The sequence below is a fragment of the Gemmiger formicilis genome (assembly GCF_018784445.1).
Taxonomy (GTDB): Bacteria; Bacillota; Clostridia; order Oscillospirales; family Ruminococcaceae; genus Gemmiger.
Genome location: NZ_WQOH01000010.1, coordinates 23,907 through 37,060 on the forward strand (window position 1 = coordinate 23,907; position 13,154 = coordinate 37,060).

Annotated in this window: 17 protein-coding genes; 14 read left to right on the top strand and 3 right to left on the bottom strand. The window is 51.6% G+C overall.

All coding sequences use genetic code 11. The features are described 5' to 3' along the window. Positions 1 to 77: 77 nt before the first annotated feature. Positions 78 to 536, bottom strand: coding sequence for a phage holin family protein (locus tag GPK89_RS03935; protein ID WP_078785204.1), 459 nt, complete (start codon positions 534 to 536; stop codon positions 78 to 80). Between the two features lie 141 nt (positions 537 to 677). Between GPK89_RS03935 and GPK89_RS03940 the strand changes: the two genes are divergently transcribed. The 9 genes from GPK89_RS03940 (at position 678) to GPK89_RS03980 (ending at position 7,190) form a co-directional block, all read left to right on the top strand. Further along, a complete protein-coding gene (locus tag GPK89_RS03940; protein WP_078785205.1) occupies positions 678 to 1,454 on the top strand; it encodes an RICIN domain-containing protein in 777 nt (258 codons plus the stop codon). Positions 1,455 to 1,606: 152 nt separating this feature from the next. Then, a complete protein-coding gene (locus GPK89_RS03945) occupies positions 1,607 to 2,188 on the top strand; it encodes a hypothetical protein (protein ID WP_215691670.1) in 582 nt (193 codons plus the stop codon). Beyond that, positions 2,175 to 2,462 carry a winged helix-turn-helix domain-containing protein gene (locus GPK89_RS03950; RefSeq protein WP_215691671.1) on the top strand — a complete coding sequence of 96 codons (288 nt, stop codon included), beginning with the start codon at positions 2,175 to 2,177 and terminating at the stop codon, positions 2,460 to 2,462. The genes GPK89_RS03945 and GPK89_RS03950 overlap by 14 nt, the downstream gene beginning before the upstream one ends. Before the next feature lie 68 nt (positions 2,463 to 2,530). After that, on the top strand, positions 2,531 to 2,842 hold the full coding sequence (locus GPK89_RS03955) for a hypothetical protein (RefSeq protein WP_215691672.1): 312 nt from the start codon (positions 2,531 to 2,533) through the stop codon (positions 2,840 to 2,842). Between the two features lie 194 nt (positions 2,843 to 3,036). Continuing rightward, positions 3,037 to 3,546: a hypothetical protein gene (locus tag GPK89_RS03960; protein ID WP_177716117.1), complete on the top strand. Its 510-nt coding sequence runs from the start codon at positions 3,037 to 3,039 to the stop codon at positions 3,544 to 3,546. 125 nt (positions 3,547 to 3,671) lie between these two features. Further along, complete coding sequence (locus GPK89_RS03965) at positions 3,672 to 4,058, top strand: fimbrial protein (protein ID WP_396347129.1); 387 nt, start codon at positions 3,672 to 3,674, stop codon at positions 4,056 to 4,058. Positions 4,059 to 4,092: 34 nt separating this feature from the next. Next, positions 4,093 to 4,803 carry a hypothetical protein gene (locus tag GPK89_RS03970; protein WP_215691673.1) on the top strand — a complete coding sequence of 237 codons (711 nt, stop codon included), beginning with the start codon at positions 4,093 to 4,095 and terminating at the stop codon, positions 4,801 to 4,803. Between the two features lie 11 nt (positions 4,804 to 4,814). Then, entirely contained in the window at positions 4,815 to 5,969 is a 1,155-nt protein-coding gene (locus GPK89_RS03975; RefSeq protein ID WP_215691674.1) for a hypothetical protein, read from the top strand. Next, complete coding sequence (locus GPK89_RS03980) at positions 5,970 to 7,190, top strand: M23 family metallopeptidase (RefSeq protein ID WP_215691675.1); 1,221 nt, start codon at positions 5,970 to 5,972, stop codon at positions 7,188 to 7,190. It abuts the gene before it with no gap. A gap of 53 nt (positions 7,191 to 7,243) precedes the next feature. On the opposite strand, the gene GPK89_RS03985 is transcribed toward GPK89_RS03980, so the two are convergent. Together GPK89_RS03985 and GPK89_RS03990 are read right to left on the bottom strand one after the other, a co-directional pair. After that, positions 7,244 to 7,555: a type II toxin-antitoxin system RelE/ParE family toxin gene (locus GPK89_RS03985; protein ID WP_215691676.1), complete on the bottom strand. Its 312-nt coding sequence runs from the start codon at positions 7,553 to 7,555 to the stop codon at positions 7,244 to 7,246. Continuing rightward, a complete protein-coding gene (locus tag GPK89_RS03990; RefSeq protein WP_147610283.1) occupies positions 7,552 to 7,854 on the bottom strand; it encodes a type II toxin-antitoxin system RelB/DinJ family antitoxin in 303 nt (100 codons plus the stop codon). The genes GPK89_RS03985 and GPK89_RS03990 overlap by 4 nt, the downstream gene beginning before the upstream one ends. A gap of 258 nt (positions 7,855 to 8,112) precedes the next feature. Here GPK89_RS03990 and GPK89_RS03995 point away from each other — a divergent pair, with 258 nt between their 5' ends. From GPK89_RS03995 to GPK89_RS04015, 5 genes are read left to right on the top strand one after another with little or no spacing between them, the layout of a single operon-like run. Then, a complete protein-coding gene (locus tag GPK89_RS03995; protein ID WP_215691704.1) occupies positions 8,113 to 11,022 on the top strand; it encodes a VirB4 family type IV secretion system protein in 2,910 nt (969 codons plus the stop codon). Further along, positions 11,022 to 11,825: a hypothetical protein gene (locus tag GPK89_RS04000; protein WP_215691677.1), complete on the top strand. Its 804-nt coding sequence runs from the start codon at positions 11,022 to 11,024 to the stop codon at positions 11,823 to 11,825. The genes GPK89_RS03995 and GPK89_RS04000 overlap by 1 nt, the downstream gene beginning before the upstream one ends. After that, positions 11,809 to 11,949 (top strand): hypothetical protein, encoded by a 141-nt coding sequence (locus tag GPK89_RS04005; protein WP_215691678.1) that lies wholly within the window; start codon positions 11,809 to 11,811, stop codon positions 11,947 to 11,949. Before GPK89_RS04000 ends, GPK89_RS04005 begins: the two co-directional genes overlap by 17 nt. 13 nt (positions 11,950 to 11,962) lie before the next feature. Beyond that, positions 11,963 to 12,364, top strand: a complete 402-nt coding sequence (locus GPK89_RS04010; RefSeq protein WP_215691679.1) for a recombinase family protein — start codon at positions 11,963 to 11,965, stop codon at positions 12,362 to 12,364. Beyond that, complete coding sequence (locus GPK89_RS04015) at positions 12,361 to 13,128, top strand: class B sortase (RefSeq protein WP_215691680.1); 768 nt, start codon at positions 12,361 to 12,363, stop codon at positions 13,126 to 13,128. Before GPK89_RS04010 ends, GPK89_RS04015 begins: the two co-directional genes overlap by 4 nt. Positions 13,129 to 13,154 lie beyond the last annotated feature (26 nt).

Here is a 13,154-nt window from a genome sequence, read left to right on the forward strand (position 1 = left end):
AAGCCATAAAACGCACAAATGCCCATCGGTTCAAAAGCCGATGGGCATTTGCGCGTTTTATGAGAAAAAATGAACGCCTATAGCGAGGAGGCATTCTTATCATCGTTACTGTCACGCATCTTTTCAAGAACATTTTTAAGTAGTGGAGGAATAGGAGCACCCATCTTTTCGGCATTTTCAAGGATACTGCCTAATTCGGATACAATATACCAAAACAAAGCAATTGGTGTGAGCAGCATATCATAATTAAACGGAAGCGTGAGCCCGGAAATATGATTTAATGTCAATCCAAGCAGGATATCTGTCAAGACACTGACAAAAATCATTATAATACTTCCGCATTTATGCCACAACCCCTGCCTAGCTTTATGGGAACTCCAAACACCATTTTTTATAGCAAGAACAGTGCCGGTTACCCAATCCAGCATCATGCAGACGGCATAGAGAACAACAAGCCAGCCAAGCCATCCATGCAATGCGGCCCATAGGCCGATTGCGCCGATACCAACGGCCTTTTCAATAGAATCTGTTTGCATATTCTTCGGATTCTCCTTTTATAAGATTTATTATCAAAAGAGAGCAAATTCCGCAAAATGTAAACTCAATTTACATTTTGCACGATTTGCTCTCTTTACTTTTTGAGCGGCCGCTCAAAAAGTGAAAAAGGAGAATCACAAATGGCATACGAATTTAACCACTACTATGAGCTGCAGAATGTGGCAACAGGTAAGTATGTGAATGTTCTGGGCAATCACGAAGATGGTACTGTAAAAAATGGTGAAACAGTCAACCTGTTTAACCGCACCAACAATCCCGATCAGCGCTGGGCGCTGGAAAATTACGGCGGTAATGGCAATGTCCGAATCGTTTTGCAGCGTGGTGAAGGCTGGTACGCGCTGAATTACAACACGCGCAATGCCAACTGTATTGTTTGGCATCTGAACACGGCAGACGATATCGACACGGTTATAACTGCGGTACAGGTAGAGAGTCTGACTGATACCTACTATCTTAAACTGCGGGATCGGGATACCTATTTAACAGCGGACGGTACAGCACTGAAATGGGCGGCCTACACGGGCGAAAAAGAACAGATGTTTACAATTCTTGAACCCGGAACCAGCAGCGATGGTAGCGATAGTGACGCTGGCTCTGACGCGTCTGACTCAAAGTTGGTTACCAAATTTATCCCGGCCTACAAGGATAACTATACTAAAAATCGCAAAGCGCAGGGCGGCACTATTTCCGAAATCACGATTCACCATTGTGCCAGTATTCTGACGATTGAGGCGTTGGGCGCACTTTGGCAGCGCGAAGGTCGAAAAGGATCGTCCCACTACGGTGTTTCTGAAACGAATATCGGACAGTATGTCCATGAAAGTGATGTGGCATGGACGAACGGCAACTGGGAAGCAAACTGCCGCGCAGTAACAATTGAGACATCTACTATCTAAAGGAGAATCCCGGTGCGTGGCTTGTTTATGAGACCGGCTACAAGAAGCTGTTCGGCTTTACCGGCACAAGTGATGTGCAAGATACACTTTTAGCAGGATTGCTGTGCGCCCTATGCTTCAGCGGTCTATTTGCAATGGAGCGCAAGGGCGGCATGGATGAAATTCTGGCATCCACCCCTTTGGGCCGGAAATACACTGTGAAAGCAAAGCTGTGGCAAAGCACCGCGGTTGCGGCAGTAATAGCTTTCGGAACTGTTTTGCCTCATCTATGGCAGGTTCTGCGCGACTACGGCCTTCACTCTTTGCTGGGACCAGCGATGAGTATCTCCGACTTGCAGGCTGTACCCAAGTTTATAACCCTGTCGGATTTGCTGATTTTCTGGTTAATCTGTCGTTTCGCGGCCTGCCTCTGCATGAGCCGGATCACCTTATGGCTTGGACAGAAATTGGGGAATTTGCTGACCGCGCTCTTTATCAGTGCAGTTGCCTATTGCCTGCCCGCGCTGCTGAGCCTTTCCGGAATGAAAAATGGTATCGAGTGGTTGGGATTCTATCCTCTATTCCATGCTGCAGCGCTCTGGCAAAACCAAGGCTATAACGCCAACGGAGAAAGCTACAACGCAATGTGGATTCCGATTTTTCTGGTATGCACAGCATTCTTCCTCGCATGGGCTATTGGTCAGGCTCTTATTGACGATTATGACATGATAGGTGTTCCAGATGAAGTATTATAAAAATCTGTCCATCGATGAAAGTGATTTCTCCGTTCAAAGGCAAGGTTGCCGCATTCACCTGACGACCACAGAATATCAACTATTCATTACGCTGCTCGACCACTCCGGGTGCATCTGCTCCCGAAACTTTCTTCTGGCATCTGCATGGAATATCACAGTGCCAATTCAGACGCGAACGGTTGATGTGCATATCGCAAAGCTGCGGAAGAAACTGGATTTAGGCCCGGATGATTTGAAAACCGTAATGGGACGGGGGTATGCGCTTTCTATGTAAGAAAGCTGTAGAGAAAAACATTCTTTATGAGAGTCGTTTTGTTCTGATTGCAGGTATAGGTGATAAAAATGGATAAATTATATTGGGGTGCTGTCGCAATTTTTGCAATAGGCTGGTATATTGAACAACGTATGTATGTCGATGGCTACACACGGCGCAAACGCGACCTATATAAGCCAATTGATTATTTAGGTCTATTCAGCATCGGCGAATTTGTCGGCTATCTGATACGGAGTCTTGTTGCCCCTGCCTTTGTTTGGTTTCCTGACATCCTTCTTGGGTTGCCAGACAACCTTATTCAAGCTATTGCAGCCGTGTGGTTGGTTGTGATGTCCATTTTTGTCCCCACCGTGATTGAGCGTGCGATTGACGGGTTCTAATAATAGCTTGGTCCTTGCACAACTTACCAATGCCCTTGTAAACAAAACCAAAATCCGCATCGAAATTGCCGACATGTGCGATTTCGATGCGGAGTTTTTCTTTTTCTTTGCAAATTGTGCGTCAAAATCATTGATTTCTCTCTGTTTAGTAATTGAAAGAATTCTTTCGACAAACTAAAACAGGGAGTATTTTTATGCCATTCAAAAGACAGAAATCCAATGTATCCCCGCATTATCACGACACACGGACGCTTTTGCGGAAGTACCGGGATGTCATATGGAATTTGGAAGTATCCGATCTCGATTTGCAAGAGGAATTCAAGGCTGAGTACGGGCTATCCACGGATGCACTGTTTGTGGACAGCGAGGTCAACAAGAGCGGCAACCGGCTGGAAAACTATGCCCGCGCCCTGGAGCGCAGCAAAAAGATGATGCAGATCATCGACACCGCGATTGACCTGATGCGCCGCAAACACAAGAAAGGCGAATTCTATTACTGGATTTTATACTACGCCTATCTATCCCCCCAGCAGTGCGAGAATGCGGGTGCAATTTTGCAGGCACTCGAATCTAAGGGCATCTCCATTTCTCTGCGCACCTACTATGTCCACCGGGATGAAGCTATCGAGGTCCTCAGCTCCATTTTGTGGGGCTATACCTCTCAGGATTGCGAGAAAATCACCAATCTGCTGACCCCTGATTGACCCTGCACAACATCCGCACAAAATCAGCAGAGCGAAAGCCTTTTTTCCTGCACAGCCAATTTGTTATCATGGTAGTAGCCTACTTTTGGCGATTCTTAAAGTGTTTTTGCACATAGGAGGTTTCAATGACTAAGAAAAACACACGTTCCGACTCCCATAAGCACATAAAAGCAACCCTCTGCGCCGCCATGTGCAGCGTACTGACCGCAATGCCAGCTTTCGCAACTGGCGAGGATAATTCCGCCGCCGCAGCCGGCACTACCGTCTGGACGAAAGCCAGCGAGATCATGCAGGATGTCTACTCGCAAATCATCTCTATCTCCACCGTCACAGCTGTGGTCTGTGCGGCCGTTGCCCTGCTGCTGATGAATTTTTCCAAAAACGGCAAGACAGTGGACGATTCCCGCGCGTGGCTCAAGCGCATTGCCATCACCTGGGCGATTCTGAACGGTCTTGGCTTCATCATGGCCTACGTCACGCCGTTCTTTCAGGGCGGCACTTGGAATCCGTAACCACTCCCCTGCTCACAAAAGGAGGTGACGGCCTTTGGGCATTTTAGACGGCATTGTCGATTGGCTAGCAACGCAGGTGATGAACCTGCTGGATCTGGCATCTGCCTCGGTACTCGGCGCGTTGGGCTGCAATATGGACACGTTCAAGCGGTACTTCCCTACTGCTTCGGCTATGTATGAAATCTTCATTTGGACCGCCATCGGGCTGGTGCTGCTGAACCTTGTGTGGCAGCTTTACCGCTGCTATGGTGCAGGGTTTGACATTGACACCGAGAATCCCATCAATCTGGTGGTGCGTTCTGTGATTTTTCTGCTGCTGATTTGGTACTGTGATGACATCGTCAACCTTGCCTTGCGGATTGGCGGCACACCCTACAACTGGATTCTGGACAGCACCCTGCCCGGTGTGCAGTTCGGAGACTTCAATTCTGTGCTGCTCGTCATTATTGGCGTGATTGCCAACGGTTCTGTGGCCTTGATTGCGCTGATCCTTGTTGTGATTCTTGCGTGGAACTACTTAAAGCTGCTTTTGGAAGCTGCCGAGCGCTATGTTGTACTGGGAATTCTGGTTTTTACTGCACCAATGGCTTTTGCCATGGGCGCGGCTCGCGGCACAAACAATATGTTCAAAAGCTGGTGCCGAATGTTCAGTGGGCAGCTTCTGCTGCTGATTATGAACGCATGGTGCTTGAAACTGTTCGTCAATATGGTCGGTGAATTTCTCGCTAATCCGCTGTCCTTATAGGAGATTTTTGCATGAAAAAAACTCTGTTTACCCTATTCACCGTTATCAACCTTGTACTTCTGTACTGCCCAGCCGCTCTTGCTTTGACCGAGGATGAAGCTGCTGCGGCCGTGGACGCACAGGGCAAGGATGCCGTATCCGGCAATCTGTTCCTGTGGCTGCTGTGCGCTATCGCTTTTTTGAAAGTTAGCACCAAACTGGACGGCATCCTGCATTCATTGGGCATCGGCGTTTCGCGTTCGCCTGGCTCAATGCTGTCCGAGACATTGCTGGCTTTCCGTGGTTTTGAAATTGGCAAAGCCTTTATGGGGCTGGGCGCTGCAAAAGCCGCCGCCACAACTGCTGCCACAAAAAACACACCCGGCAATACCTATGCAGGCGGGCTTTCCGGCATGGTAAGCCGCCATGTGCAGCAAAGCACGGCAAGTTCCATCAGCGGGCAGTCCGGCGGCATCGGCGCATCACTGGGCGGAACCATGTATCACAACAGCCTTGGCAAAGATGGCGGTTTTGCCAGCAAGGTCATCGGCTCCATCGCCACCGGGCAAACCAGCGGCTGCATTACAGGTGACAGCGCCGTGGAAGCGCTCAATGGTTATTTTGCAGGTACCAGCGACATGGACGCTATGCAGATTCCTGCCACCGGTGAAAATATTCCCACTGCAATGGCAACAGCTGAAAGCGATACCGTAACAGACTCTCCTATCCCCGCCACGCCGCTGGCGCTGGAGGGCGATAGCACGGTTGATGTTTCGCCTACCCGCGACAGCGAAATTACCATGCACGCCGGTGGCAGTCCTGCTGTTACGGAGCAGACCACCATTCCCACTTCGTCCTCTATTCAGCAGGCCGCCATGAACCGCGTGTTGTTGGGGCAGATGGGCAACAGTGTCACGGACGTAGAAATCGGCGGCGGAAAAATTCAGGGGCGCGAGATCATCCCCGGACGCGGTCAGATTCAGTTTGCCATGTACAATGCCCGTCAGTATGAGAAGCCGGAGGGTCACTTCACAGAGCAGACTTCCCGCGACGGCGAAAAGTGGTACAAGGTCTATGCCACGACTCGCGTAGAAAAAACGCCCACCATTCAGGACGAACGTGGGCGTATGCAGTATGATGAGCGCAAGGTCGCCGCCATGCCCAAAGCCCCGGCGCGGAGACACTAAATGATTGAAAATGATACTCAAAATTCACGGCAGGCAGCCTCAGCAGCACTTCGTAACGCGCCCAAACTTGCCAAAATCGCGCAAGCGGGAGTGCAGGGCGGCCCCGCTGGGGCTGCTGCCGAAGCTGTGGTGCAGTATCGCAAGGAAGTACTGGTCGTTGTCATTGCTGTCTTGCTGCTGCCGGTTCTGGTTCTGCTCATGCTTCCCGGTGCGATTTTCGGCACGCTAACGCAGCCCAGTACGGCGGTCAACAACGATTTAGAAGTTGCCGCCAACGTGATACAGCTTCGCAATGCCGTATCGGATATTTTGCAGGAAGCCTACGAGGATACCCTTGCCGAAATAGAATCCGAGCGTGCAAACCTTACCTACAGCGATGTGGTCGATTCCGTGGGCGGTCATGTCTCCTACAATGCCTTTCAGCTCATTTCCATGTATTGCGCCTATCAAGGAGAGGACGACTATACCAAAATCAGCCTAACTGACCTTTCTGAACAGGTGCAAGCGCACCAGACAGAATATTATGCCTACACCACTTCCGAGGAAGTCCGCACTGAGCCTGTACAGAAAGAGGTGCGTGGGCAGACTATAACTGTACAAGAGGATCACACCTACACCGTTTTCGCGCTTTCCTATGTGGGCGATGACTACTTTGCCGACACGGTCTGGCAGCTTGACGACAAGCAGAAAAGCTATGCCGATGCCTATGCGCATAACCTGACCGTCTACCTCCACGAAATTGAAGAACGCGAAGGTATCTCGATTCTGGGACAAATCAACGATGCACTTATTGATGATGACTCCCCTGCCCCCAACGGCGTGTTCGGCAATCCGTTCAATGACCCCAACTGGGAACAGCACATTACTTCTTTCTTTGGTAAACGTGATGATGTCGGCATTCCCGGCAAGGATACCACCAACCATAATGGCATGGACATTGCGTATCCTTACGGCACACCAATTCTGGCGGTGGAGGCCGGTACGGTCATAAAGGCCGGCTACCATGTCAGTTATGGAAATTATCTCGTCATCAACCACGGCGGCGGGTATTGCACCCTTTACGCCCATTGCAGCCAGCTTTTGGCTCAGGTTGGCGATACGGTGAACAAATACGACACCATTGCCAAAGTCGGTGCTACCGGCGATGTGACCGGAAATCATCTGCATATCTGCGTCATTATCGACGGGGTCTACGTCAACCCAAAAGGGTATCTGCACTAAAACAAAGAGGGCTGTTTCTGCCAACACGCAGGAGCAGCCCTCCTATTTTTTATTTATCCGAACAATACAGACAAATAATCTGTCCTGCCGTCCAATACTCGAAGAATCTCTATCGTGCCGCTTTCCTCATCCACATGGTAGAAAATCAGCTGCTTTGACACCACGAAATAACGCACATCTGTGGTGATCTCAAACTTTTCTGCCAGTGCCGCGCCCATATAAGGATTATCCGCCAGCAGGGATATTGCTTTCAGCAGTGCCGTCACCAGCTTTTTGGCGGCCTTGGGATTTTTCAGCCGTCCGGCGATGTAGTCGCGGGTTGCTTCCATATCCTTAACGGCGGTTCTTTTATAGATTACCCTCATTTCTCTACTCCGAACATCTTGTATACTTCATCCTCGGAGTAAGAAACAGGGTCATCCTGCGCTTCCTGCAACTGCTTTGTCAGGCGGGAGAGTGCTTTTGCCTTGATGATCTCCGCGTTGTCCTCGGTTACGGCAAAGGGAAAGCCTCCCGCATTCAGCGACTGCTGGAAAAACACGTTGATGGCATCGGTCAGGGTAAGGCCGTTCTTTGCATACACAGATTCCAGTTCCTGCTTGATTTCCGGGTTGATGCGAACACGGAACACATCCGTTTTGGCCGCCGAAACAATATTTTCCATAAAACAAACTCCCTTCCTGCCATGGTTTTCTTCTTATCTCCATTATACGTTCATCTTGTCGGGTTGTCAATCTATGTAGCTACATTGATGCCACAAATATGCATTTGAAAATTTATCTGCCGAAATGCAGTAAATCAGCACAACATCCGCACAGCAAAAGTCTTTTTTGCTGCAATATGACTCTGCTATAATAGTATCGTCAAAATTGAGCAGAAACGCAAGAGCGCCTTTTTTCGAGGGCGCTCTTTTTGTTTGGAGGTGGTCGAAATTTCACGCGAAGAGCGGGATGTTTACCTGATCCCGCAGAATTTTGTGGACACCGGCACGATTCTCGGCGGTACGGTCAAGCTGCGCAATGCAGTGGAGGCGGCTGTGCTTGCCGTGGGCAGTGCGGTGCCGCTGTTTTATCTGCCGTTGGCGTTCAACATCCGCCTGATGATCGTCATTGCGGTGTCGGTACCGTTGGGTGTTTTCGGTGTGGTCGGCATCGGCGGTGACAGTCTGACGCAGTTTGTAGCACACTGGTTCCGTTTTATGAAGCGCCGCCGTATCGTCACACCCACACCTCAGGGCAATCTTGAAGCCAACCGACACCGGCACTTGCGGTTCATCAGCAAGCGGTATCGCGTTATCTACTACGACGATGACGGCACCCTGCCCCACAACGCACAGGTCTTGCATCGAAAAACAGACCGCCACGGAAAGCTGGTTAAGCGACAGACGCTCTACGATCTGCTCCCTATTGAGAAAATCGAGAACGGTATCCTGCACACCACAGATGACCGCTACATCAAGATTCTGGAGATTGAACCTATCAACTTCCTGCTGCGCTCCCCGCGTGAGCAGCGCAGCGTCATCTACTCGTTCGCCAGCCTTTTGAAAGTCAGCCCGGTACGGCTGCAATTCAAGTCGTTCTCCCGCAAGGCGGATGTCAACGCCTATCTGGACAAGCTGCGGCGGGATGCCGCCAACGAGCCGGATGCAGCGGTGCGCAAGCGCCACATGAGCTATATTCGCTTTGTCAAACGGCTTGGCTCTCGCGATGCTGTCAGCCGTCGTTTTTTCGTGATTTTTCAATACGAGGCCCCTACAAACGAGCGGAACATCTCCTATGCTGAAATCGTCTCCACGCTCGAAACCACCGCTCGCAACTTCCGTACCTATCTGGCGCAGTGCGGCAATGCCATCGTAGAGCACGAGAATGAGGACGAGTTCCTTACCGATGTTTTCTATACCTTATTAAACAGGCGGACGGCGGTACAGATGCCCTTGCAGGAGCGCATCCAAGACGTACTTGCCAGCTATCTGGCCCAGAACGATACCACAGCACTGGATAAGATACCTCCCGCCGCCTTTATGATTCCACCCTCGCTGGATTTGAAGCATGGACATTATCTCTACATGGACGGCACCTACCATGCCTACCTGATGATTCCCGCAGACGGCTACCGTGCGCAGGTCACAGCCGGGTGGATGGCGCTGCTGGTAAACGCCGGCGAGGGCATTGACGTGGATCTGTTTCTGGAACGACAGCCCAAAGAACGCATGATGCAGAAAATCGGGCAGCAGATCCGCATCAACCGCAGCAAAATCAAGGATACCAGCGACACAAACTCGGACTTTGATGACCTCTCCAACGCTATCCGTTCCGGCTACTACCTGAAAGACGGCCTCGCCAACAACGAGGATTTCTACTACGCCGCCATCCTCGTGACCGTCACCGCGGCCAGCGTCAAGGATTTGGAATGGCGCATCGGGGAGATACGCAAGCTCATGGTCTCACAGGATATGAATTTGCAGCTGTGCAGTTTCCGGCAGGAGGCGGCCTTCCTCTCTTCTCTACCGCTGTGCGCCCCGGACGCGGCGCTGTTCAAAAAGTACCGCCGCAATATCCTTACCTCCACTGCGGCCAGCTTTTATCCGTTTGTCAGCTTTGAGTTGTGCGATACCAACGGCGTACTGCTGGGCGTGAACAAGTACAATAACTCCCTTGTCAGCCTCGACAACTTTAATACCCGCATCTACAAAAACGCAAATATGGCGATTCTCGGCACCTCCGGCGCGGGCAAGACATTTACCATGCAGCTTATCGCCCGCCGTATGCGGCTGGCAGGAACTCCGGTTTACATCATCGCACCGCTGAAAGGGCATGAGTTTTATAGGCAGGCCAAGGCGTTGAAAGGCACCATTATTCGCATCGTGCCGGGCAGCCCGGACTGTATCAACGTCATGGAGATTCGCAAAAACGACCACACCAGCAGCGAACTGCTGGATGGTCCCATGCCGGAGCAGTCGGAGCTGGCCGCTAAGATTCAGAAACTGCACATTTTCTTTTCCTTGCTGATCCCCGATTTGAACAACGAAGAGCGCCAGTTATTGGACGAAGCCATCGTTATAACGTACCGAAACAAGGGCATCACCTACGACAATGCCAGTCTGGATGACCCGGCAAACCCCGGTCAATACCGCGAAATGCCGATTTTGGGCGACCTGCACACTGTTTTGTCCGCCGCCCCGGAAACGCGGCGTATCGCCAATATTCTGAATCGTCTTGTACACGGCTCGGCATCAAGCTTCAACCGCCAGACGAACGTGAAACTTGACAACAGCTATGTTGTCATCGACATCAGTGAGTTGTCCGGCGATCTGCTGACCGTGGGTATGTACATCGGGCTGGATTATATGTGGGATAAGGCCAAAGAGGACCTGACCCGCCGCAAGCAGATTTTTATAGATGAGGTTTGGCAAATCATCGGCGCATCGTCCAACGCTTTGGCGGCCAACTATGTGTTCGAGGCCGTCAAGACGATTCGCGGCTATGGCGGCGGTGTGCTGGTTGCCACGCAGGATTTGAACGACTTCTTTTCCTTGGAAGATGGAAAATACGGCCGCGGCATCCTTAACAACTGCAAAATCAAAATCATTCTGAATCTGGAGGAAGAGGAAGCGCAGCGCGTACAGAGCGTCTTGAAGCTGACAGATGCCGAAATCGACAACATTACCCGCTTCGAGCGCGGCAGTGCGTTGATCGTCACAAACTCCAACAATGTCACCGTTGATATGCGATGCAGCGAGGAAGAAAAAGACCTGATCACCACTGACCGGGACGAGCTGCGCCGTATTGTAGAACGCAAAATGCAAAATCAAACCGAAACGGAGGAATCCTAATGAAGAAACCTGTTATCGCCGCCCTGTGCTGCTTTCTGGCATTGGGCACCGCCACCGCAGCCTTTGCCGAGGAACCCACACCCACCCCTGCCCCGGAGTTGGTTGAATTGTCGCCAGAAGATACTGCGCCGCAGTTTTACCCGGATAGCATCTCATGGCAGGAGGACGGCGGCCAGATGCTTGTCATCAAGCAGTACAACGTGCCGTATGACACAGCCGTTGCCGATCTGACCGAAAGCGGTATGCAGTGGGGCGGCTCCGATTACACCTTATGGGGTGTCACGCAGTCTGTGGAGGGCGGTGTGACCGAAGAAAAAGAGGTTACGCAGGATTTTGAATTGTCTGTGCGCAGCGCCGATGCCGAAACTGCCCGCAATGATGTGAAAGAGTCTGTGGCCTACGACGATGAGTACGGCTTTTCCGGCTCACTGACCTTGCAGGACATTACGATTGGCGAAACCTTGCAGGCGGACAGCACCTACATGGCAACGGCACACTACGCCGGAACGGTCACCCGTACCGAAGCCGGAACCGTGCATTACACACTGCTGTACGCCCCAGTTTCTGTGCCTGTGGTGGCTGCTGCGGCAGAAAGTGGCATCACCCCTGCCCTGTTGATTATGGGGATTGCCTGCGCATTGCTCTTTATCGCGGTGCTGCTGATTATCACCCACCTGCTGCGCAAAGAACCCTCCCATGCGGCAGGACCCGCAAAGCCCACCACTGCGCCGAAAGTCTATGTACCGTCCGGGGACATTGTCCTTGGCGGTAGAAATGAGGATGACGATGAAGAAAATCTCTGATTGGGCAAAAGTTCTGCTGCCGCTGGTCGGCAGCGGGATGGTTCTGCACTACCTGTTCCTATGGCATGAGCGCCGCCATGCGGTGGTGCTGCACAAAGAAGTCTACCACAAACCGCACCATTAAGGAGGAAAACACCATGATTGCACAATGCCTTTACCAGTCCGACCCGAAGAATCTTGCCAGTATGGGCAGACAGCGCCTCGCTTGTCAGCGCGCTGCTCGCAAATTGCAGTGGGGCGTACAGAAAGAGCGCATTTCCGAGACAAACGAGCCCGTGCCGCTGCTCATGCGCCCCGCCGTCAAGGAAATTCTGCAGGATGCCGAGCAGCACCGCTTCGATGTGCTGCTGATTGGTAACCGGGATTCTCTCTGTTGTGATGTGGCCGACATGGAGAGCTTTTTGACTGTGCTGAACTCGTTCAACATCCACATCTTTGCCGGCGACCAGGGCAACTGGGTCGAGCCGAACGGCCGTCACTACGCCCCCCTGCCCCGCCTGCCGTGGCAGGAGGATGATGTTGCGGAGGTGCCGCAGTGAGAGAAAAATTCAAGCGCTTCTGCGATACCGCCAATCCCGATTTTCTGCGGCTTATCATCATTTTTGTTTTGGTTGGGCTGCTGTTGGCCGAGTTCTTGCTCTTCGGACGTTCCGGTGATGGTGCTTCTATCCTGCCATCATGGGCACAGGCTGAGCACGTGGAGCCACCCGATGAACGACTTGCCGCCGCGCAGAAAGAAAATCCGGACACCGTGGCGTGGATTACGATTCCCGGCACCAATATTGACGCGCCTGTGCAGCAGTACGGTGACAATGACTATTATCTGCGTCGTGATGAAAAAGGCACTGAGGATTACCACGGCTGCCTCTATGCCGACTACGCCTGCCGCATGGATAGTGGCGTAAAAGTTTCTCGCAATCTGATTTTTTACGGCCACACCTTTACCGACGAAGACTATACCGGCGGGTTTGAGGATCTGCACAAATACCGCGTGTTCGAGTTTGGGCAGGAGAACCCGTACATTTATGTCTCGCTGGCAGATGAAAAGCTGACCTATCAGATTTTCAGTGTGTGGGTCTGCGATTCAAACGCCGATACCGACTGCATTCAGGCTGACCCGGACGATGCGGCATTTCAGCAGATTTTGGACAAGGCTGTTGCCGGCTGTGCGTTCGACTACGGTGTGGACGTGACGACCGCTGACCATATCTTGACGCTCTCCACCTGCACGGCAGACCCCAACAGCCGCCTGTTGGTCGTTGCCAAGCTGATTGACGGAGGTGATGTAGATGTAGCATCGTGATTTTTCGCATTTGATGTAAAAATAAT